The 19068-nt window shown below is 62.4% G+C and carries 27 protein-coding genes; 1 reads left to right on the top strand and 26 read right to left on the bottom strand.

The window, feature by feature from the left end; translation table 11 throughout:
• Positions 1-10: 10 nt before the first annotated feature.
• Positions 11-1948, bottom strand: a complete 1938-nt coding sequence (locus tag FJ977_RS28025; protein WP_140775405.1) for a phage tail length tape measure family protein — start codon at positions 1946-1948, stop codon at positions 11-13.
• A gap of 12 nt (positions 1949-1960) precedes the next feature.
• Between FJ977_RS28025 and FJ977_RS28020 the strand changes: the two genes are divergently transcribed.
• Positions 1961-2251, top strand: coding sequence for a hypothetical protein (locus FJ977_RS28020; RefSeq protein ID WP_140775404.1), 291 nt, complete (start codon positions 1961-1963; stop codon positions 2249-2251).
• On the opposite strand, the gene FJ977_RS35980 is transcribed toward FJ977_RS28020, so the two are convergent.
• From FJ977_RS35980 to FJ977_RS27895, 25 genes are all read right to left on the bottom strand, one after another.
• A complete protein-coding gene (locus FJ977_RS35980; RefSeq protein WP_181180098.1) occupies positions 2242-2400 on the bottom strand; it encodes a hypothetical protein in 159 nt (52 codons plus the stop codon). The genes FJ977_RS28020 and FJ977_RS35980 overlap by 10 nt on opposite strands.
• Positions 2400-2798 carry a gene transfer agent family protein gene (locus FJ977_RS28015; protein ID WP_181180097.1) on the bottom strand — a complete coding sequence of 133 codons (399 nt, stop codon included), beginning with the start codon at positions 2796-2798 and terminating at the stop codon, positions 2400-2402. Before FJ977_RS28015 ends, FJ977_RS35980 begins: the two co-directional genes overlap by 1 nt.
• Positions 2795-3253 (bottom strand): phage tail tube protein, encoded by a 459-nt coding sequence (locus tag FJ977_RS28010; RefSeq protein ID WP_181180096.1) that lies wholly within the window; start codon positions 3251-3253, stop codon positions 2795-2797. The genes FJ977_RS28015 and FJ977_RS28010 overlap by 4 nt, the downstream gene beginning before the upstream one ends.
• Positions 3254-3278: 25 nt before the next feature.
• A complete protein-coding gene (locus FJ977_RS28005) occupies positions 3279-3674 on the bottom strand; it encodes a DUF3168 domain-containing protein (protein ID WP_140775401.1) in 396 nt (131 codons plus the stop codon).
• The gene (locus FJ977_RS28000; RefSeq protein ID WP_140775400.1) at positions 3671-4117 is read right to left on the bottom strand and encodes an HK97 gp10 family phage protein; all 447 of its coding nucleotides are present in this window, start codon (positions 4115-4117) and stop codon (positions 3671-3673) included. Before FJ977_RS28000 ends, FJ977_RS28005 begins: the two co-directional genes overlap by 4 nt.
• Positions 4114-4464 carry a phage head closure protein gene (locus FJ977_RS27995; protein ID WP_140775399.1) on the bottom strand — a complete coding sequence of 117 codons (351 nt, stop codon included), beginning with the start codon at positions 4462-4464 and terminating at the stop codon, positions 4114-4116. The genes FJ977_RS28000 and FJ977_RS27995 overlap by 4 nt, the downstream gene beginning before the upstream one ends.
• A complete protein-coding gene (locus FJ977_RS27990) occupies positions 4451-4651 on the bottom strand; it encodes a hypothetical protein (RefSeq protein WP_140775398.1) in 201 nt (66 codons plus the stop codon). The genes FJ977_RS27995 and FJ977_RS27990 overlap by 14 nt, the downstream gene beginning before the upstream one ends.
• 1 nt (position 4652) lies before the next feature.
• Positions 4653-5066 carry a hypothetical protein gene (locus FJ977_RS27985; protein ID WP_140775397.1) on the bottom strand — a complete coding sequence of 138 codons (414 nt, stop codon included), beginning with the start codon at positions 5064-5066 and terminating at the stop codon, positions 4653-4655.
• A 28-nt stretch (positions 5067-5094) separates the two neighbouring features.
• Entirely contained in the window at positions 5095-5682 is a 588-nt protein-coding gene (locus FJ977_RS27980; protein WP_140775396.1) for a head-tail connector protein, read from the bottom strand.
• 5 nt (positions 5683-5687) lie between these two features.
• Positions 5688-5969, bottom strand: a complete 282-nt coding sequence (locus FJ977_RS27975; RefSeq protein ID WP_140775395.1) for a hypothetical protein — start codon at positions 5967-5969, stop codon at positions 5688-5690.
• Positions 5970-6034: 65 nt separating this feature from the next.
• Entirely contained in the window at positions 6035-6496 is a 462-nt protein-coding gene (locus FJ977_RS27970; RefSeq protein ID WP_140775394.1) for a hypothetical protein, read from the bottom strand.
• 87 nt (positions 6497-6583) lie between these two features.
• Entirely contained in the window at positions 6584-7999 is a 1416-nt protein-coding gene (locus FJ977_RS27965; RefSeq protein ID WP_210243880.1) for a phage major capsid protein, read from the bottom strand.
• A 10-nt stretch (positions 8000-8009) separates the two neighbouring features.
• Positions 8010-8864, bottom strand: coding sequence for a head maturation protease, ClpP-related (locus FJ977_RS27960; RefSeq protein ID WP_140775393.1), 855 nt, complete (start codon positions 8862-8864; stop codon positions 8010-8012).
• Positions 8842-10212: a phage portal protein gene (locus FJ977_RS27955; protein ID WP_246683362.1), complete on the bottom strand. Its 1371-nt coding sequence runs from the start codon at positions 10210-10212 to the stop codon at positions 8842-8844. Before FJ977_RS27955 ends, FJ977_RS27960 begins: the two co-directional genes overlap by 23 nt.
• A complete protein-coding gene (locus FJ977_RS27950) occupies positions 10131-11831 on the bottom strand; it encodes a terminase TerL endonuclease subunit (protein WP_140775392.1) in 1701 nt (566 codons plus the stop codon). Before FJ977_RS27950 ends, FJ977_RS27955 begins: the two co-directional genes overlap by 82 nt.
• Positions 11818-12309: an AraC family transcriptional regulator gene (locus FJ977_RS27945; protein WP_140775391.1), complete on the bottom strand. Its 492-nt coding sequence runs from the start codon at positions 12307-12309 to the stop codon at positions 11818-11820. Before FJ977_RS27945 ends, FJ977_RS27950 begins: the two co-directional genes overlap by 14 nt.
• Positions 12310-12397: 88 nt before the next feature.
• Positions 12398-12691 carry an HNH endonuclease gene (locus FJ977_RS27940; protein WP_140775390.1) on the bottom strand — a complete coding sequence of 98 codons (294 nt, stop codon included), beginning with the start codon at positions 12689-12691 and terminating at the stop codon, positions 12398-12400.
• A gap of 125 nt (positions 12692-12816) precedes the next feature.
• Positions 12817-13476: a transcription termination/antitermination protein NusG gene (locus tag FJ977_RS27935; RefSeq protein WP_181180095.1), complete on the bottom strand. Its 660-nt coding sequence runs from the start codon at positions 13474-13476 to the stop codon at positions 12817-12819.
• Positions 13445-14623, bottom strand: coding sequence for a helix-turn-helix domain-containing protein (locus tag FJ977_RS35975; protein ID WP_181180094.1), 1179 nt, complete (start codon positions 14621-14623; stop codon positions 13445-13447). Before FJ977_RS35975 ends, FJ977_RS27935 begins: the two co-directional genes overlap by 32 nt.
• 393 nt (positions 14624-15016) lie before the next feature.
• Entirely contained in the window at positions 15017-15310 is a 294-nt protein-coding gene (locus tag FJ977_RS27920; protein WP_246683361.1) for a helix-turn-helix domain-containing protein, read from the bottom strand.
• On the bottom strand, positions 15307-15786 hold the full coding sequence (locus FJ977_RS27915) for a hypothetical protein (RefSeq protein ID WP_140775387.1): 480 nt from the start codon (positions 15784-15786) through the stop codon (positions 15307-15309). The genes FJ977_RS27920 and FJ977_RS27915 overlap by 4 nt, the downstream gene beginning before the upstream one ends.
• Positions 15783-17645 (bottom strand): DNA cytosine methyltransferase, encoded by a 1863-nt coding sequence (locus FJ977_RS27910; protein ID WP_181180093.1) that lies wholly within the window; start codon positions 17643-17645, stop codon positions 15783-15785. The genes FJ977_RS27915 and FJ977_RS27910 overlap by 4 nt, the downstream gene beginning before the upstream one ends.
• Entirely contained in the window at positions 17642-18211 is a 570-nt protein-coding gene (locus FJ977_RS27905; RefSeq protein WP_140775385.1) for a hypothetical protein, read from the bottom strand. Before FJ977_RS27905 ends, FJ977_RS27910 begins: the two co-directional genes overlap by 4 nt.
• A complete protein-coding gene (locus FJ977_RS27900; protein WP_140775384.1) occupies positions 18208-18786 on the bottom strand; it encodes a helix-turn-helix domain-containing protein in 579 nt (192 codons plus the stop codon). The genes FJ977_RS27905 and FJ977_RS27900 overlap by 4 nt, the downstream gene beginning before the upstream one ends.
• Positions 18779-19060: a hypothetical protein gene (locus tag FJ977_RS27895; protein ID WP_140775383.1), complete on the bottom strand. Its 282-nt coding sequence runs from the start codon at positions 19058-19060 to the stop codon at positions 18779-18781. The genes FJ977_RS27900 and FJ977_RS27895 overlap by 8 nt, the downstream gene beginning before the upstream one ends.
• Positions 19061-19068 lie beyond the last annotated feature (8 nt).

The following is a 19068-nucleotide window of genomic DNA, read 5'->3' as shown; positions in this document are numbered from 1 at the left end:
ACAAAGCCATCTAGCGCGCCCTCGGATCGCCGTTGATCTGCTTCACCCGGTCGGGCATGCGGCTGTCATAGGCCGCAAGCGCTTTCTGTATCTCGGCGCCGACGCCCTGCTGCGCGCCGCGCGCATCGATGTTGTAGACACGACTGTTGTTGCTGTAGGTGGACGCGCGGCTGGACGAGCCGGTTGCCAGCTTTTCGCTGACATCGTGCGGCACGACCTGGCTCCCCTTCGGGAGATTAACAAGCTCGCGGCCCCTCTCTCCGACCCAAGCCAATCCACCCGGGGCCGACTTCGTGCCGCTTGCGAAGCTGCCAGTGATGAAGCTTCCGATAGCCGAGAAGATGCTACCGAAGGTGCCGCCGGAGCTGCTTCCCGATTGCGGCTTGAACAACGCGTCGAATGCGCTGTTCAGAAGCATGTCCGCCAGCTTGTCGAGGACGCCCGAAAGCGCATCCTTGAGGCTTTCGGCACCGGTGATGGCACCGATGACGCCCGACTTGAACGTATCGTAGAATTCCCCGGCCGCCTGCTCTGCCTGCTGTTGCTGTTCGCGGACTTGCCTCAGGATCTCCGCCTGGTGAGCGTATGCATCCGAAGCGGCATCGATGGCCGCGACCTGGTCAGGCGAGAGCTTTATCGAATCGAGATCGGTAGCTCCCTTCCTGGCGGCCTCCTCGCGCAGGCGCTTCAAAGCCTCCTGTTCGAGGTCCAGCGCCATCTTGCGCTTTTGCTGCTCCTCGTAGGAAAGACCGATCATGTCGGCTTCCTGACGCAGCGCTTCCGTCCTGTCTTTCAGCCCCTGGATATCTTCCTGTATGCGATCGTCGGCCGACAGACGCTGGCCATGCGATGCGCGTCGGGCCGCGGCAGCGGCAGCCTTATCCTGCGCCGCCAGCACGTCTTCACGGTTCGGTGCGAGCTCCGGTACAGGAGCATTGACCGGCGTTGCATTCGAGCGATGGAAGCCTTTTGGGCCTGCGGTATCTGGATTGGTATCGATCTTCGCCAGATTGGAATCGAGATCGATTGCCTTTTGGGACGCGACACCAAGCGCTGAAGCAACCCTGATGAAGGCATCCGCCAACGACTGTGCGGCCGGAATATGCGTGCTGTTCATCGCATCGGCTAGCAGATCCTGAACGCGTTTTGCGTCATCGGCGGTAGCGGTCTGATTCTTGATCTTCTCATCAAGGTCGACGAAGGCGGACTGAAGTTTTCCTACCTCTTCTTCCTGCCCTCCAAATGTCGACAGGTCAGAAATCAGCTGACCGAGATCCGAGCGAAGACTATTAACCTGGTTTCGCGCATCCTCGAAGGCGCCTTCCTTGCCAACCTGCGTTGCCTCTACCGCGTCTTTTTGGTCTGCAAGTTTTTGCCGTTCATCAGCATAGGCCTTCAAAGCAGGCAGCGCGTCACCCCATTTGTCGGTAACACGCTGGATAAGCTCGGCTTCCTGCTTAAGGGTTTCGGCTGATTTTTCCCCACCGTCCAGCAAGCTGGCGAAATACTGAACCACAAAGCCGCCACCAGCGATGATTGCGATCGTCGCCAGCGAGACGGGGTTGATCATTGACAGGAAAGCGCCACCGAGAGCGGCGACGGCACCTTTGGCCCCAGACGGCCCTAAAGCCTGCGTGATCTGCGTTCCCTGCTGCAAGGCGATCAGGAATGGCGATTGGCCGCCAGCAAGTTGGACGCCGATATCGTTAAATTGGGCGGCCAAATTTCCGGTATCCACCCGGAATGCTTTGACGGCTTTACCTGCTTTGTCGATGCCAGGCGTACCCTTGTTACCGATGTTGGCAAGGGCATCTTCGGCAGCAGTTCCATCCGCCTCGATCGACGAGAATGCAGCTTTGGAGGAAGCCTGTGCCTTGACCAGCGCCTTTTCAAGCGAGGTGAAACGTGCTTCGAAGATTGCGAGCAGGCGCTCGGCTTCAATCGCCATCGGGAGGGAACCTTGGATAAATGGCTGAAAATATTGATCGCCGCTGCTTGCGTCGCGGTCATTGCGGCCGTCGGATACTTCGCCCTCGGAGAATACAAGGCGTATCGACTGAGAGCTGAGATTGAAGCGGGGCGGGAAAGCGCTCGGGCCGAACTGTTCGATCTAGCAAAGGCCAAGCCGTACGAAATCGATAAGGTACGTGATTTCTGCAAAACCATGTCCGACAGGCGCTATGGCGGCGATGACAATTCAGAGATGGTGAGAATTCTGGTCCGTAACTGTAGCGGCCTTGGCTACAACTGAACGGAATCCAGGCTCTTCGCCGCCTTCACCGCAGCATCGAACTCGTCATCGCTTGGCGCTCCCGGCTTGCCGCCATGCGCCTTGTTCCACTGCCGGCCGATGGCGATCCACTGTCCGAGCGAGAGCGCCCCGACATTCTGGATTCCCATCAGGACTGCATTCCCGTGGACTGCGGCGAAGTCGATGCGGGCTGGTTCGACTTCGCCGTCTGTTCCCCCGAGGGCTTGTCTCCATAGACCTTGCCCAGCGCGGCACCAAGGATCCGGAGCGCGATCGGCGCGCACTGCTCGGGTCCATACACCTCGATCATCTCGACGGTTCTCATTTCGGCTTCGCCTCGCGACTTGCCGCCGCCGACCAAGCCGAGCCGGATGATCTCGCGCCACTGCTTTTGCCGCAGGAAAGGCAGCTCGGCGGCTAAGGCCCCTTGGGCGACGAAAATCGACATGTCGATCGCCGCCTCAAGTTCCTCGATCTCGGCCATGCCGAGGCGATAGGTGTCGATCCGGCCGTCAAGCCGGATATCGATTTCTCCGTGCCTGGTCATGCTGAAGCCGGTACCCAGATGACCGGACCATCGGAAACAAGAGTGGCGGACACTTCCGCCTTCTGCTTCCGCGTGCCGGTGACCTCCCATTGCGTCAGCTTGAATGCGCCGGCCCAATAGCCGCCGCCATTGGCGAGGCTGACGCCGTTGAGCAGAACGCGACAGTTCTTCGAATCGTCGCCGACGAACCAGTCGTTCCAGTCCGACACCGACGGCGTGTTGAGCTTGCCGGATCCTGTGATGGTGGCGGACAGTCCGTCCTTGGTCACCTGCTTCCAGGCGGGCGTGTCCGGATCATCGCAGAAGGGAATGACATCCTCGGTCGTATCGGAAGAAAACTGGATGCCGCGATCGGTATTGATCAGGCAATCGGCAGTGAACACTTCCGGATCGGCACCATCGCCGATCTGAACGAGCAGTTGCTCGCCATTGAGCACCTTGACAGGAGTAGGCATCGACAGTTTCCTTTTGCTGGAGAGGTCAGGCTGGTTCCAGAACATGCCGCACGGAAATGATACCGTGCTTGCTGACGCCATCCGGATCGTCGAGATAGCGAACATTTTCGATGGACGAGATGACGACCGTGAAACCGTCAACGTTGGTCACGGCCAGCAAGCGCGGCACGACGGCGGCGCCGATCGTCATGACCTCAAGCTTGCTGCCCATATCGGGCTCGGACCAGATGTCGATATCGGTGAAGACTTCCCACCCGTCGGCACAATCGGTGCCGTCGTCGAGCATCTGGGAACTGCCGATATGGATGTAAGGGGCCGCGGTATCGGACGGCACGGTGTCGAAGACCTTGGCGCCGACAATCGGCAGCTCCGGCGTGGTGAGCGCTGCATAAATCGCCTTCTGCAGCTCAGGGCCAATCATTTGCGGAATGCCTTCTTTGCTCCGGCGGAAACCGCGCGCGCCAGGCGTGGCTTGGCGCGTTTCTTGCCGATGCGGAAACCCGGGAAGAAAAACGGATTGGCGGACATCTTCTTGGTGCCGAATTCTTGCAGGACGGCATTCTGGAATTCCACGCCACGCTTGTTGGTGACGATGGTCGTCGCGTTGCCGGCGAACATGGTTACCGTCAGATCTGTCGAACCTTTGGCCGGCGCTGTAGAAATGCCCGCGCCTTCCGGCACCTCATCGCCAAGGACGTAACCGATCGAACGCTTCAGATCGCCCTTGTCGACCGGCACGAAGCGCTGCTGCAGGTCATTGGTTTCCTCTGCCGACACGACAAGCGCCTTCTGGATCTCGGTCCGCATGGCAGCAGGCAAGGCAGCGATTTGCGACAGGAACTTCTGTTTGCCGGCGATCTTCATCCGTTCGGGCCGCCGGACTGGGCAAGGATGTCGACCCATTTGCGATCGACCGTTTCGGTCACGTCGATGATGTTGAAATGCGTTCCCTTGCGTACATCCCGGACGCGCCAGGCCGTTGTGACGACCCGACTATGCGAACTGGACCGGACACGCACCACCAAGGTGTGCTTTCCCTGAAGGCGATCGGCCATGACGCTTTCGCCCGACGTCCGGTGCACGAAGCCGGCCCGACAAGAGAATTGCTCCTGCCAGGCGTTCGTGACGCCGCCACCACCGTCACTGCCGGTGCCGCGAAGATCGAATGCGACTTTCTCTTTCAGCGCTCCCGCGCTGTCAGGCATCGCCATCAATGATCTCCTGAGGCTTTCCCGCTCTGTTCGGCTTTCGCAGCCTCACCGCCTTGCCGGCGGCGACAGCGAGATCGGCGCATTCGCGGGTGACGTTCAACTCCATGCCGGCGCGATAGGCCGTGGTCGACCGGCCACCAAGCGCGGCCGGCGAGAAGTCGAAATCGCCCGTGAAGCGCACCCACATGTCAGTTCGAAACGCCGGTATAGCGGATGTCGAGCGCCAGCACCGATGCCGACTTGGCCAGGCCGATCAGGCAGACATATTCGCCGGCGCCGATGTCTGCGACCGGACAGATGCCGCCGGGCGTGTCGGACTGGTAGTAGGCGACGCCAGGTGTGAGCGTGGCGCCTATGACGATGTCGCCGCCGGGCTTCTGGTACTTGATCGGCTGGTTGAGCGCACCGCCGTTCAGCGCCACGCCGATCGGCGTCCGGATTTCAGCGGTTGCACCATTGGAATCGGCCTTCATCAGCTTGTTCGTGGTGCTGGAGCGGTAGAGCGTCTGACCGGCAGTGATGGTCTCGCCGGCGGAACCGCTATCCGTCTGGGCATTGGCGCCGGCGACAACGAGGGTTGCGGTGATCGACAGGTCGGTCATGGGAGGAATCTCCGGGTTGAGGGAAAAGCTAAATGCCGACGCGGCGGTATGGCGCTATCAGCGCGTCAACTGCCATCGGCAGGGGCGCGACAGTATCGCCGACGACAACGGCTTCGCGGTTTGCGTACCAGTGGACGGCAAGCATCATGATCGCCACCTTGATTGCCACCGGCACGGCATCGGGAGCACCAAAGCCAGCCGCGAAACTCACGCGGACAGGGTCGGAACGCTGATCGTTGAGCGCCGGCGCGTCAAAGCCGTCGCCGAGGCGGACAAAGGCTCCTCGGGCGTCCGACAGCGTCTCGTAAAGCGCGTTGGAAACTGTCTGTTCGGCATCGTCGATGTCGGAATATTTCACCACGACGTTGGCGACGTCGGGAAACGGCAAGCGGAGATCGCGACACGCAGGCCAGCATCCAAAATCCTGCCGCCAATCCTGGCTCACGATGCAGCGACCCAGAACACCTGTCCAACCATCAAGATGATCGGTCGCCGCCCGCACCAGGACGCCAAGCAACGTATCGTCGTCGGTGAAATCGCTGGCATTTGCATGGCGTTTGATCTCATCCAGCGAGACAGCATCAGCGGGCGCCGAGGTGCGGACGGGTCGAAGCATGGTATTTACTCTGCCGCCTTTTTGATCGCCGAAATGATGGCTGCCTTCTTGGTGGCAGTGCCCAGATCGATGTCGTGGTCGACGGCGTAGGCCCTCAGCTGGTCGACCGTCATCTCCGCGAAGTCGACGGAATCATCGCTGACTTCTTCATCCGTCTCCTCTGCCCACTTCTGGTCGACGGCAACGCGGGCGAGATCACCTTCGATGACTTCACCGACTTCGATCTGGCGCGGATGGATGGCGCCGTCCGGGGCGCCTGGGAAGGCCTGGATTACCTTGGCACGCATGTTCTTGATCTCCTATTGGGGGAAGAACGGACGGTGCGACGTAGCGCCGTCCGAAACGAAGGCCGTCAGGCCTGATTCACCTGCGGATTGTCTGTCCCGTTGCCCTTGATCAGGAACAAACCCAGAGGCGTTGCCGTGCCGTGCGTGCCGGAATAGTCAGCGAGCAGCTTGATCCAGCGTTTGCCGCCGACATAGCCGAAGTGATAGGCGGCGGCGGCGGCATGCGCTGCGACCAGTGACTTGATGATGCCGCCGGCACCAACGGCGGTGACGCCAAGCACATCGTCGATGTCGACCGCCGTAAAGTCGCCAGGATCCGGCGCGGTCCCGTCTGCCTTGTCATCGGCATGGGTCAGCTTGAACTCGATTTTGTTGGTGGCGTCGAAAGTGATGCCACCAATGCCAATGCCGAGCAGAAGCTCCGCCGAATTGTAGTTCTGCAAGTCGAGTGCCACCGGCGTGTTGTCGGCAGCGAGTGCGGCCATTGCGATCACGGCGATATTCAATTTGGAATGCAGGTCTTTCATCAGACCGTTCCTTTCCTGTTGAGTTACGAGGTGAGTTTTGCCGGGCGCAGCGCGCCCGGCTTGATCTGTTCAACGTTCAGCCGCCGCTTAGGACGAAGCGACCTTCAGCAGCTTGATCGCCTCGAAATTGACGACACCACCACCGACGCGTTTCGTGGTGTAGAACTGCACGTAGGGCTTCTTGGTGTAGGGGTCGCGCAACACGCGTATGCCGAACCGGTCGGCGATCAGATAGCCGCGGTTGAAATTGCCGAACGCTACCGGGAAAGTATTGGCGGCGATGGCAGGCATGTTGTCATCGGTATAGACCGGCTTCTGCAGGATAGTGGCGACGTCGGCCGAGGCAGCAGGCGGCGACCAGATGTAGGCACCGTCAGCATCCTTCCACTTGCGTACCGTGCCCATCACGGCATCGGACATCAGCCACGACGCACCGTTGCGGTAGCCGGACTTGAGCGCGTAATAGAGGTCGATCATACAGTCAGCCGGGCTGACCGATGCGGACGGCGTCTCGAATGTCGCCGCCTGGCCGGTCGCGACATAGCCGATCTTGCCCCATGCATAGGACGCGTTCGGCACGTTTTGATAGGTCAGGATGCCGCGCGGCTTCTTCTTGCCGTTGCCGGAGATGAAAGCTGCGCCTTCCTGTTCGGCGAACTCGATCGACACTTCGTCGCCAAGCCATGCGGCGATGTCGATGCGGGAATCGTCGAGCATCGTCTGCGTTGCATAGGGATTGGCATAAATCTCGCCGACATTGATGACGATCTCGCGCAGAGTTGGCGTATCGGTGTTAGGACGATCATCCTCCTCACCAACCCAGCCGGACGAAGCACCGCCCATGCTGACCAGCTTCTTGTAGGTATCGGTCGAGATCGAGATCACGCGCGACAGGCTGCGCAGCACCGATACCGTGCCGAGGATCCTGTCGATCGTGGTTTCGGTCTCCTCCGGCACCAGGTAGCCGCCATCCGGATCCGATTGCGTGGTCAGCTTGGCCTTGACCTCCAGGTCGGAAAGACCGTTGTCGACGCCTTTGCGGAACCATTTGTTGAACGCGAGGGCATGTTCGGCGGCATCTGGGTCAATGTCCCCCGCTGCGCCACCGATCTTGATGGCCGCCAGCATGACATTGGTGTCGTCGAGTGCCTTCTGCAGCTTCGTGATCTCGGCATTGATGCGGTCGACCTGTTCGGTCTGCACAACGTCGCCAAGGCCCTTCTTCAGATTGGCCAGTTCCGTGTTGTTGGCGTCCTTGAACGCTTCGAAGGTCTGTTTGAGCTCGTTGAGAATGGCGGTGGCGTTGCCGCCGTCATTGCGGATGGCCACAAGGCCGCGAGCCCGCTGGTTGAGGACGGGAGCGCACATCATGGCCATGCTCGCACCGACATCATGCGGCATGAGACCGGCAAGGTTGGAAAGATGATCGACTGGCAGGGCGAGCGATGCACAGACGACCGCGAACACGGCGCACAGCGCCGTCGCGACGAAGACGGTTTTCATTGGCGTTTTCCTATTTGCGGATTGTTGCGATGAGCTGCCTGACGGCAGCGAGGTCGACGCCTGCATCACGCGCGGCGGGTTTGCGGCTTGCATCACGCGGGGCCGCCAGAACGCCCATCTCCGTCAGGAGTTCGGAGCGCTTGTCTCTTGTGAATCCTGCCTTTGCCAAGGCAGCTTCTGTCTGTCTGCGGGCCATCAGCCCGCGATCCATGTTCTTCGCATCGCCTTCTGGCGCCGCTATCTTGTCGTCGACCACATCCGCGAAGCCGTTCTTGACAGCATCGGATGGCCCCATGAACGTCTCTGCGTCCATCATCGTTTCGATCGGCTTTCGATCCTGCCCGGTGCGCGCCATGTAGATGTCGACGATGGCGCTGTCGAAACCGTCGAACAGCGTCGCCGCATCGCGCATATCGTGCCGGTTGCCGACCACTACACCCCAGGCGTTATGCACCATCATGAATGTGCCGAGCCCCATGCGGATGTCGTCGCCGGCCATGGCGATTATCGATGCAGCCGACGCCGCCCAGCCCATGACCTGCACAGTCACCTTGGCGGGATGCTCGCGCAGCAGATTGTAGATGGCTATGCCCTCGAACATATCGCCGCCGGGCGAATTGATCTGCACGGTCACGTCCTTGCTGCCGATGGCGCGAAGTGCCGCCGACATGCGCTTGGCGGTGAAGCCGCCGCCGGTCCACCAATCCTCGCCAATTACGTCGAAGATGGTGATGGTGTTCGGGTCATCGGCGGCGGCGGCGTGAGGCGTCTCCGCCCATTTGGCAAGCACGTCGGACGGCGCGTCCCATTGGAAATTCTGGGGGCGCTGAAAGGTCTTGGCCTCAGGCAGATTGCGCAGGGTCATTGTTGTTTCCCTTGTTCGGATCGGCATTGCCGGCTGTGTTCGGCGGCGGGTAATAGATGTCGCCGCCTTCGCGCGGGTTTTCGTCTTCCAGGGCGCGAACTTCATTGGGGCTGTAGACGCCCCATTGCAGCATCGACACGTAGTAGGCCTGCCTGGTCTTCAGATCGCTTCGCACGAGCGCGTTGCGGTTGAAACGGGCGTAGAGGTCGGGCTCGGCGGCGGGGATCAGATCCCTGCCGATGGTTTCTTCCCAGGTCGTGAGATCGTCTTCGGCACTGAATGTGACGAAGCCCTGCGTCTGCTGTTCAAGGCCGGTGCCGAAGCTCGTCGACTTTTCCGTGTCGCCTATCATGTGCGGCGGCACGCCGAAGAACATCGCCAGGTCCGTACGCGAAAACTTCCGGCTGTCGATCCATTCGGCATCTTCCGACGTCATGGCGAGACGTTCGGTCGACATACCCTCCTCGAGGATCAGCGCCTTGCCCTCGCTTTCGCCGCCGGCGCGGTAATCGTCGAGGCTGGTCTTGAGGAAGTCGAGCCCTTCCTTGCCGAGTTTGGCGGGATGCTTCAGCACCACGCTTACGCGGGCGCCGTTCTTGAATATCGTGGCGCCGTGATTTTCCATGGTCAGCGAGAGGCCGATCGATTCACGGGCATAGGTCAGGACTGAGACACCATTGACGCCGTCCAGCGTCAGCCCCACCAGGTGCATCACCTCTTTCTGCTGAAGAGTGAGCTTCCGGCCGTCTTTGCGAGTGTAGACGTAGCTCAGCGACAGGTCGTTGGCCTGCTTGCACTCGACGCGGTCGGGATGCAGCGGGATCAGTTCCAGCGCCTTGCCGTTCGACCACACGATCAGGGCATAGGCCTTGCCGCGCAGCAACAGATGCGTCTGCAGCATGCGCTTGAACTGGCTCGGCGTCTGCCAACGGTTGGGTTTGCGACGCAGCAGGTTCCACAGCCAGTGGTCCGATGCGTTTTCGCGCGTCCGTTCGTCGATCCGGCGCTTCACGTCCAGCGGCATGTTGGCGACCACGCTGGCGCGCAGGCGAACGCAGGCATAAACAACCGCGGCGCGCATGGCTGTATCTGCCGTCACCCGCACCCCTGAAGCGCTCACGCTGCCGGTGCGCAGCGCCTCTTCCAGCTGGTCCGAGGTGGTTATGGTCAAGCCACCGTCGACGCTTTGCACCGCAGCGCGCGGCTCGGCCATTGCGACAGCCGCTTCTTTGCCGAACCAGCCTGACCAGAAAGCCATTTGGTCTCCTAAAGGGCGAGGATGCCGCGTTCGCGGTAGACGCTGTTGCCGAAAGCTTCCGGGTTCCAGCTCATCAGGATCGCCGCGCACAGCATGGCGATCACCGGGTCGATCTTGGTGCGGCCGGCCGCCTGCTTGGTGGCCATATTGCCGTTGCCCTTGACCTCGATTTTCACGTTACCGACCGACCAGGCCATCATCGCCGATCCGTCATGGCTGATCGTGCCGTCGCTCAGCTTGTGTTCAAGGCCCCACAATGCCGGAGAGAGCGCCGGGCCTTGACGAAGCCGGTGCAGCATGAGGCCGATGATCTGCTTCAGCGCCAACGCGTCGACGAAGGCCGCGATATTGTTCGGATCGAAGCCGACGGCGTTCTTTTCGGGCATCAGGCCAGCGTCACGCACTTGGGCGGCGATCTCGGCGATTTTTTCAATGTACTCCGACACCTGGCAGAGGGTCAGCGACCCTTCCGCGACGAAATCCAGCAGCCGCGGCGCGATCTCCTTGCGGATTTTCAGCACGTTCGGATGGGCAAAGGCGTGCGTCCAGACCAACCAGCGACGCGTGACCTTCTCACGTCCTATGACACAAATGCCGAAAAGATCATCCAAGCCGCCGCCGTCGGCTCCCACGACCGCCACTTCCGAGCGCGCAAGCAGCGATTCCAGCGTCAGCGTCTCGTCGGCGCACTGTTCCCAGTACTCAGCACCGCGCCAGCCGTCGCCGGCAAGGCCAACGCCGATCTCGATGTTGAGATGCTGGCTGGCCCATATCTGTTCGGTTTCCGCCGTCGCCGAACCGTTGTTTTCATAGTCCGCGACAAGGCGCTGCGGGTCGATCGAGCGGCCGATGTTCGGCAGAAGGTACTTCCAGTGGCGCTGGTTACGCCAGAAGGACTGGTCGCGCTGCTGCTCCGCTGGAAATTCGTAGAGGACGGGGAGAAGGATCGGTTCGCTGCCGCCTTTGCCGTCCCTGATCTTCCTCGCCTTGTCGAGTTCGGTTTTCCAGATGCCCGCCGGCTGTTCGTCCGACTGGGTTGTGATCATCAGCAGTTGGCCGCCCTGCATGGTGATGCCGCCGCCGCGTATCTGCTGCATGACAGCAGCAGCCTTCGCTTTCTTGCCCAGCTCATGAAGCTCATCGACGATAGTCAGGATCGGAATTTCACCGGTCACGATCGTCGTGTCGAAGGTCTTGACGTTGAGCTGCGTGCCGGTCTTGCGGCGCTCGATGCATTTCAGGTGATCCTGCACCCTGAAGATGGCGTCGAGGCGGACATCCAGCCTGATCATGCCCTGCGCCTGTTCGAAGCATCGCTCCGAGATGTTCTGGCTGGGCGCCACGATCAGCATCTGCCGGTTCGGCGCTTCCTCCATGAACAGCGCCGTGAGGCCGAGCGCGGCAACGTAGGTCGTTTTCGAGTTCTTCTTCGGGACCATGCAGAGCAGTTCCCAGACCAGGCGCTGTTTGGTCTCAGGATCCTCGCTGGCCAGGAAGGCGCACAGGATCTCGCGGAACCATTCGCCGCATGCTTCCGACAGCGGCGGATTGCCAGGCACGTCCGGAAGTTTCAGCCGGTTGAAGAAGGCCAGCGCCTTGGCGGCCTTCTCCTGGTTGAGCGGAACGTCGGCCATCGGCGTTTGCCCGGCCTTGATGCGTTCCCACCAATCGGGACACGCGAACCGCGGCAGCGCCTCAGTGTCGAGCATTCTGCGCGGCCGCTTCGCTTTCGAGTTCGGCCATCAGATCTTCATCGGCGGCGTGGGCGCGCTGCTCGTCGATCATCTTCTTGCCGACCTTGTCTTTCGAGACCGTAGGCTGCTCGTCGTCGCGACCCTTGCCCATCGAGGCCTCGATCGTCATGCGGTCGTTGCGATCGATCATGGCGCCGAGTTCACGCAATGCCGTGACGTTGCCGGCGTTGGCCTGCTCGAGCGCGATCTCGTACCGCCTCGCATCAAGCCGATCACGCATCGCGTCGCGAACTTTGAGTTCGGCTCTAAAATACCGCTTCATCGTGGCCAGGGAGATGCCGACACCGTTGGCAATCCGCTGATTCGACCAGCCAAGCGCCAGCAACAGCTTGATTTTGTTGCGGTCTCTTTCGGTCGGTTCATACGGCGGACGGCCGCGATTACCGAAGCCCTCACGAACCGGATGACCGAACAGGTCAAAATGCGGCTCCATCGAAAAAAAATCTCCGAATGTGGGGGACGCAGGTCCGGCGGGGAGGGGCTTCCAGACTTTCGACCCGCCCCCCCGATCGGTCGAACGGTCAGTACCAGACCCCTCGCTGGTCGAGGCTCGCCTGCTCGGCCTTCTGCGCATCGCTGTCGTGCCATTGCTTCGAGACAGCCATCAGGTTGGCCTCATCCCAGAACAGCACCTCGTTGCCGCGGTGCTCCTTGGCATGATGGATCACCGGGCTGTTCGGGGCAGGGTGCTTGCCGATCAGCAGCACGCCTGTCTTCTGGCAGGTGTACAGGTCTCGCACCAAGATGCGCTCACGCAACCGCTGCCAACGCTCGGTCTTGTACCAGCGCCGCCAAGGCGCTGTGTTGCTGCTCATTGTCTGGAATCTTTTCCATCGCGGTGAAGCATGCCGGGCCGTGCCCTTCGCTTCACCTGGGTCCTGCTGGCGCTTCCACCTTGCGGCGTGCGACTCTGTCAGGGCGTCCTGGGTGGGATTCGGTACTACCCTTTATCGATCTGATCAAGACCGAGAGTGAGCGGCACCGCACGACCGAAGATGTACACGTCGACGCTCAGTGTTCCGGCTTCATCGTCGATGGCACTGACGAAGCCATTGTGCGTGGCGAATGCACCCTCATTGATGCGCACCATCTGACCGAGCTTGAGCAGCGATGCGATCTCACCCATGGCAATGACATTGCCTTCGAGAAACACCTTCAATTGCAAGACTTTCTCGTGCTTTACGGGAAACAGCTTCTCATCCGCGCCAAGAACGCCGACGACGCCTTTCACCGTCAGAAGGCCTGCCCAAGCCTCTGGTGACGGCACCATGCGAACGAAGATATAGCCAGGCCAAGCGAGCATGGAAACAGCTTCACGGGCCTGTTTCTTACGCCCGCTGCGACGCCGCTTTTCCACCTTCATGAACGGCAACCAGTGCTCGACATTCGCGTCGGACAACAGTTTGTCCACAGCAATTTCAGCGCGCGTCTCGGTCTGGATCACATACCAGTGCAGTGCCGATTCGCTCTGACCGGCCGCGGCGAGCAAGGCCTGGCTTCGGCGCGACATGGCGCGCACCTTGTCGATCGCGGCTGTATGCCTGTCGGTCGGACCGATCGCTTCCGCCTCACTCAGCCGCTTGCCGTTCACCGCCATCATCGTTCTTTCCTCGCACCGCCTGTTCGAAAGCTTCCAGTCCATCCGGTCCGCCAACCGGGAAGTAGACCCACTCCTGCCGTCCGGGGTCTGGCAGCCATGGCCAGCCGCGTTCGTCGTGCAGCGCCTTCCATGCCCGGTATTCGTCGGAGCCGACGCGCACCGCAGCCATCAGCGCCAGCACCGTCTCGGCAGGCTCGACCTCGGGCCGCAGCGTCCAACCCTTGCCGTCGGCGGCGAGCTGATGCATGCGGCTGACCTCGGGAAAGCCATAAGTGGCCTGGCGCGACAGTTCCTCGCGCCGGCCAAGCTCGCCGCCCTCGCTGATCAGCTTGGCCGAGAAGCCCTTCGGCTCGGGCAACGGCCCACTGCCGGCAAGCAGCAACGCCGCGCGCCGCGCGCCCCAAGCCTTCCCAAAGGGTGCGGCCAGAACCGGCGCCGGCGGTGCTTCCGCCGGATCCGGCACAGCCTGCCAGAGCTTTTCGGTCAGATAGGTCGAGGGAGCGGGAATGTGCGATTTCTTCTGCGCCCGCAGCAGCGTCAGCCATGGCAGGAACCGCCGCCGCGCCGTCGCCCGCTCCTCCGCATCCAGCGTGCGCCAGATGCGCATCGCCGGCTCTTTCGGCATGCCGTCGAAGCCGGGCCAGCTCTTCAGCAGCGCCCAGCCATCGGCATCGATTTTCTTGCTGTCCTCGCGCTCACGCTCTCTCGAAATGCTACTTTCAGGTTTTGCTAAACCATCAGTATTTACTAGTGTTGGATTTACCGTCGACGGATTCACCGTCGACGGGTTTTCAGTCTGCGGTAAAGATGCAACACCAGCGTCAGCGGTGCTTTCACGAAGCTCGCGCGGCTCGTCGAAAATGACGAGCGAAAGCTTGCCGAAGCGCCCTTCCTCGCGTTCCTGTTCCTTGTCGGCATAGCCATGCTGCACCAGCTCGTTGACGATGCGCCGGGCCTTGTCTCGGCCGCAACCGCCGCGCCTGGCGATATCGCCGAGGATGACGGTCCAGTTGTCCGGCTTCGACAAGAGATAGCCCAGCAGCCAGCGCGCCTCCATGGAGAGGCGAACGTCCTCGAAGACGTGGTTTGGAACGGTGGTATAGCGCGCATTGCGAACGCCACGCCGGATGGTGGCTTCCTCGCTCACTGGTACTTCTCCAGGAATCTGGCGAGGCGATCCGGAATTTGTCGCTTAACCGGCTCCCGAGGTGGCGCTGGCAGATGCGACACAAGAAGCCAGTCGCGCTCAACATCCTTACGGCGTTCCCCCGGGAACGATATTGGCGCTCGGCCTTGGGTCAGCATCAACCAGAGACGGTATTCATCGACGGTCATCGAACTTTTGGCGCTATTGCAAGCGCGACACGCGGGCACGAGATTGCTAGCGACATCGGAGCCGCCGCGTTTCTCCGGCGTCATGTGGTCAATCTGCATATCGAACCGGCGGTCGGGGCGACCGGTTGCGAAGTCGTCGATAAGACCGCAATCGCAATAGAAGCAGCGGCCTCCTGTTCTATTCCAGACAGCCTGCCGTCGATCACTACGCATCATTGCAAATGCTCCTAATTCTCAGTGCGTGCTCACGCATCGCGCCATCCTGAACGTCCGAGGTGATGCGTTCGAGATAGCCGGCCTTGACCAGCCGCTCGATCGCCTCGAACACGGTCGAGCGCGCACAGCCCATTTCGTCGGCCATCTTCACCTGGCTCTTGCGGCACCAGCCGTCATCGTTGGTATGGCGGCCGAGCACGCACAGCACCTGCAGGTCGCGAGGCTTCAGCGCCCGGTCTGTAGCCGCGCGTGCAGGGATGATGGAGAGGCGTGGCCCGGTCATGCCGTCACCTTTTCGAGAATGTGAAGACGCTTCTTCGTCAGGCCGGCAAACCGCCATCCTGCCTGGTAGAAGCAGTGTCCCCATGTCGGTCGGCCGGCGCGCCACGTAGGCTTGACTTCTCGCGGATCGACGAACGTGAACAACCGCTGTCCCGGCCAGCGCAGCCAAGCCAGTCGCATCGCAGCGAGGAGCAGACTGGTGGCGATGTCACCCTGCTCACGACGGAAGATGGAGCATTCGACACCAGTCTGATCATCCAGGCGAATATCTGCCTTGCGCCAGGCACAGACAGCGCCGGCGTCAGCCGTGATCAATAGCATCTTGTATCCGGGCCCAATGATCAGGGCCGGCTGCTTGCCACGGCCGCCATCGCGACGCGGGTTCGAATAGTGGCGCGTGAACAGGTCGCGCGCGGTCGGATTGCCGTCCAGCACTTCGAGCCAGCCATTGCCGATCATGTCCGGTTGCAGGTTCACTCCGCCGCCTCCGCGAAGGCGTGCCGCACGTTGCATTCTGCCAGCAGCTCGATCATCAGCGGTGGCACGCTGTTGCCGACCAGGTGATACTTTTCGGTCTTGGTCAGCCGCCGCGTCTTCCCGTCTATGGTGATTTCGGCGGGCAGGGCGCCGGGTTTGAACCCGTGCGCGCCGGCGCCTTCCTCCGGTTCCAGCATGCGGATGCCGATGTCGTCGATGTAATGCGGCACGCCCTTGACCATCACCTCGACCAGGCCATAGCGCGCCTTGCCGGTCAGCGCGCCGAGCGGCTGGCGCACGTCGTCATCCTGCTTGCCCGAGCCGAAATAGTGCTGGAGGAAGCCGAGGATCAGGTTCGCGTGAGAACCGCCTGCCGCGATCGTCGACAGCGGCTCGTCGATCGGCCTGCCGGATTCGTTCGTGCCGTGCTTGTTGCCGAGCGTGGCGGCAATGACCCCCTGTTGAGATCCCGACGCCGTGACTGTCGACAGCGGCTCATCGGCGCAGCGGCCGGGATTGACGCCGCCGATGCGGCGATCGTCGTTGTTGTGCTGGGCCAGAAAAGCCGCTACGACAGCCTTGCCGCCGCTGGCCCCGACAGTGCGAAGCGGATCGTCAAGCGACAATTCGGACACGCCGCGCCCCATGCCCTCGCCATGTGCGGTATCGACGAGCGTAGCCGCGACAAGCAGCCGGTCTTCCTTGCCCGTCGTCGTGCCGAGCGGCTCCAGCATGTCGCGCGGCGCCGACTGCGCGGCACGCCCGCCGGCGCCGACGATGGTGGCACCCATCACGGCCATGCCCGATGAGGTGTGCAGCGTGTTGACCGGTTCCTCGACCGAGTGCACGCCATTGCGTGCCGCCGCGCTCTGCTGGTCGGTTCGGATCAATGTCGGCGCCACCACCGACATCTCGCCGCGGTGCGCCGTGGTCAGCGTGCGCAGCGGCTCGGCGGCATCATGCACGCGGTCGTCGCCGGCATGCGTGATCGGCACGATGAACGGCTTGGCCGCATCCACGACATAGCGCATGACGCCGCGCGCGGTGCGGCGCAGCGTCGCCTCGGCCAGCGGCTTCTTTCGCCCGAAGATCGATTTCACCGGCAGCGACCAGTCGATGATCGTGTGTGCGCCGACCCATGGTTTCAGCCCGAGCCGTTTGGCGTCCTTGCGCGGCGCATGCGTGCGCACGGGCCACACGATCGGCCTGCCATCCGCCTGCGCGACGCCGAAGAAGCGCTTGCGTATCGTCGGCACGCCATAGTCGGCGCACACCAGCACGCGATGCTCGAAGCTGTAGCCGAGCCCGCGCAGGTGTTTCAGCCAGGCGCGCCAGATGCGGCCCTTGTGGGCAGGATCCGGGATCAGCCATTGCTGCTCGACCGGCACGCGCTCGCCCTTGGCCGCGACCGAACCGTCGAGCCGCAGCACACGCCCGGTCGCCGGGTCGCGCTTGGCGATCAGCGGCCCCCATGTCGTGATCTCCTGCACGTTCTCCATGGTGATGGTTTCCGGCCGCACAGTGCCAGCCCAGCGGCAGATCACCCACGCCAGCGACCGCCGCCGCTTGCTGACAGGCTTCGATCCCTTGGCCACGGAAAAATGCGTGCAGTCCGGCGAGGCATGCAGCGCGCGCACGCCGCGCCCATTGGTCACCTTTCGCGGGTCGGCCTCGAACACGTCGCAGCGCAGGTGGCGCGTATGCGGGTGCCGCTTCTCATGCACTGCGACCGCCACCGGGTCGTGGTTGATCGCGACATGGACATGGAAGCCGGCATCCTCGAGACCATCGCAGCCGCCGCCCATGCCGGCGAACAGGACGATGGTCATGCGGTTGTCGAGCGAAAACGGTGCGTTCATCTCTGCGCCTTCAGCCATGTGGCGAAATCGGCGCGCAGCGCTTTCCACGCGTCGCCGGGCCGTCCGCCTTCGTTGAGTTCTTTGCGTGAGGTGACACCGAGCATCGAGCGCACTTTCTGCGCCGCGCGCTCGTCGGTCAGCGGGCGTTCAAGCCCGTGCCGCTCTTCCAGGAACACCTTGAAGGTCCACTCCTGGCACTTCATCGCGCATTCGGCGGCGAAGTTCTTCGGCTGGCTGGCCGCCGGCGGTTCGGCCGCCTGGTTGCGGTGCGACGGCGTGCCCTTCAGGAGGCGAATGGTGTCGAAGGCGTTGTCGAGCAGCCGCAGCAGGAAGCCTATCGTATCGGGCGCATCGCAGGCGAAGGCCATTTCGTCGGGCGTTGCCTCGTCGAAGCGCAACAGCACGAACAGTTCGCCCATCTCGCCGCGCGATTCGATGAAGGCGCCGGCCTCGCCATGCACCCGCGTCCAGTTCGCCGGCGCGATGGCCTCCAGCGACGCGCGGATGGCGCGCAGCTTGGCGGCATCGGCAAGGCGACCGTCGCGAATGTCGGCTGGCGCGTTCATGCCTTCCTCGCCCCACGATAGACGCCAGCCGCGCGGATGGAATGCAGCACGGTGGTGTGGTCGCGCCCGCCGAACTCCCGGCCGATCTGGGGCGTCGATAGGTCAAGCCGCGTCAGATAGGCCTCGACCATCGCAGCCCGGCGCGCCTCGACGATCGGCCTGGCGCGTGACGGGCCGGTGATGTCCAGCGGACTGATGCCGTGGCGCTTCGCAACCTCCAGAATGATGGACCGAACCGATACTTTTGAAGGTTCCGCCGGTTTACCGGCCTCAGCGGCGGCAAGGATGGTGCTCGCTTCATGGCGGGCATCGGCAACGATCCTCGCCGCCTCTATCGCCGCGCGGTCCAGTTTCTGCTCTGCTTCGCCCTTGGCGGTCGCCAGGATGGCCTTTGCCTCTCGCCGTGCTTCCGCCAGCACTGCCGCGCCATCGCTCTCGGCCTGGCTTGGCTTGGCCTCGGCGCTGCGCAGCCGAGGCAAGGTCGCGCGGCTCTGTTGGCGGGCAATCAGCGCCGGCGAGCGCATGTCGAGGCGCGGCAGGCCACGGTCCAGTTTGCGCTGCGCCGCCTCAGCCATGCTGCCCTCCGGCGAAGGCGGCGAGGCCGGCGCGCATCCGTTCCGCCAGGTCGGCGAGATCGGCGGGCGGAAGCCCTTGGCTGTCGCGCACGGCCAGCATCAGCGCGGTGCGCAGGTCGACGAACTGCTGGCCCGCCTCGAATCTGGCACGACGGCAGCTTTCGAGGATGACGCCGTGATATTTCAGCAGGATCGAATCGGGCATGCGCAGCAGCACGTCGGCGCGCGCGATATCGCCGTCGGCATCGTGCAACTGGCGCAGCATCGGCAGCATGGAATCGC

The organism is Mesorhizobium sp. B2-1-3A (genome assembly GCF_006442655.1).
In the GTDB taxonomy this organism is placed as follows: Bacteria; Pseudomonadota; Alphaproteobacteria; order Rhizobiales; family Rhizobiaceae; genus Mesorhizobium.
Note: the sequence above shows the minus strand (reverse complement) of the source record. Positions and strands in the feature narration are given on the sequence as shown.

What these genes read in the sequence shown, in the direction of transcription:
- FJ977_RS28025 (WP_140775405.1), bottom strand. Translation starts at nt 1,948, where the DNA reads ATGGCGATTGAAGCCGAGCGCCTGCTCGCAATCTTCGAAGCACGTTTC.
- FJ977_RS35980 (WP_181180098.1), bottom strand. Translation starts at nt 2,400, where the DNA reads ATGGGAATCCAGAATGTCGGGGCGCTCTCGCTCGGACAGTGGATCGCC.
- FJ977_RS28015 (WP_181180097.1), bottom strand. Translation starts at nt 2,798, where the DNA reads ATGACCAGGCACGGAGAAATCGATATCCGGCTTGACGGCCGGATCGAC.
- FJ977_RS28010 (WP_181180096.1), bottom strand. Translation starts at nt 3,253, where the DNA reads ATGCCTACTCCTGTCAAGGTGCTCAATGGCGAGCAACTGCTCGTTCAG.
- FJ977_RS28005 (WP_140775401.1), bottom strand. Translation starts at nt 3,674, where the DNA reads ATGATTGGCCCTGAGCTGCAGAAGGCGATTTATGCAGCGCTCACCACG.
- FJ977_RS28000 (WP_140775400.1), bottom strand. Translation starts at nt 4,117, where the DNA reads ATGAAGATCGCCGGCAAACAGAAGTTCCTGTCGCAAATCGCTGCCTTG.
- FJ977_RS27995 (WP_140775399.1), bottom strand. Translation starts at nt 4,464, where the DNA reads ATGGCGATGCCTGACAGCGCGGGAGCGCTGAAAGAGAAAGTCGCATTC.
- FJ977_RS27990 (WP_140775398.1), bottom strand. Translation starts at nt 4,651, where the DNA reads ATGTGGGTGCGCTTCACGGGCGATTTCGACTTCTCGCCGGCCGCGCTT.
- FJ977_RS27985 (WP_140775397.1), bottom strand. Translation starts at nt 5,066, where the DNA reads ATGACCGACCTGTCGATCACCGCAACCCTCGTTGTCGCCGGCGCCAAT.
- FJ977_RS27980 (WP_140775396.1), bottom strand. Translation starts at nt 5,682, where the DNA reads ATGCTTCGACCCGTCCGCACCTCGGCGCCCGCTGATGCTGTCTCGCTG.
- FJ977_RS27975 (WP_140775395.1), bottom strand. Translation starts at nt 5,969, where the DNA reads ATGCGTGCCAAGGTAATCCAGGCCTTCCCAGGCGCCCCGGACGGCGCC.
- FJ977_RS27970 (WP_140775394.1), bottom strand. Translation starts at nt 6,496, where the DNA reads ATGAAAGACCTGCATTCCAAATTGAATATCGCCGTGATCGCAATGGCC.
- FJ977_RS27965 (WP_210243880.1), bottom strand. Translation starts at nt 7,999, where the DNA reads ATGAAAACCGTCTTCGTCGCGACGGCGCTGTGCGCCGTGTTCGCGGTC.
- FJ977_RS27960 (WP_140775393.1), bottom strand. Translation starts at nt 8,864, where the DNA reads ATGACCCTGCGCAATCTGCCTGAGGCCAAGACCTTTCAGCGCCCCCAG.
- FJ977_RS27950 (WP_140775392.1), bottom strand. Translation starts at nt 11,831, where the DNA reads ATGCTCGACACTGAGGCGCTGCCGCGGTTCGCGTGTCCCGATTGGTGG.
- FJ977_RS27945 (WP_140775391.1), bottom strand. Translation starts at nt 12,309, where the DNA reads ATGGAGCCGCATTTTGACCTGTTCGGTCATCCGGTTCGTGAGGGCTTC.
- FJ977_RS27940 (WP_140775390.1), bottom strand. Translation starts at nt 12,691, where the DNA reads ATGAGCAGCAACACAGCGCCTTGGCGGCGCTGGTACAAGACCGAGCGT.
- FJ977_RS27935 (WP_181180095.1), bottom strand. Translation starts at nt 13,476, where the DNA reads ATGATGGCGGTGAACGGCAAGCGGCTGAGTGAGGCGGAAGCGATCGGT.
- FJ977_RS27920 (WP_246683361.1), bottom strand. Translation starts at nt 15,310, where the DNA reads ATGACCGGGCCACGCCTCTCCATCATCCCTGCACGCGCGGCTACAGAC.
- FJ977_RS27910 (WP_181180093.1), bottom strand. Translation starts at nt 17,645, where the DNA reads ATGAACGCACCGTTTTCGCTCGACAACCGCATGACCATCGTCCTGTTC.
- FJ977_RS27905 (WP_140775385.1), bottom strand. Translation starts at nt 18,211, where the DNA reads ATGAACGCGCCAGCCGACATTCGCGACGGTCGCCTTGCCGATGCCGCC.
- FJ977_RS27900 (WP_140775384.1), bottom strand. Translation starts at nt 18,786, where the DNA reads ATGGCTGAGGCGGCGCAGCGCAAACTGGACCGTGGCCTGCCGCGCCTC.
- FJ977_RS27895 (WP_140775383.1), bottom strand. Translation starts at nt 19,060, where the DNA reads ATGCTGCCGATGCTGCGCCAGTTGCACGATGCCGACGGCGATATCGCG.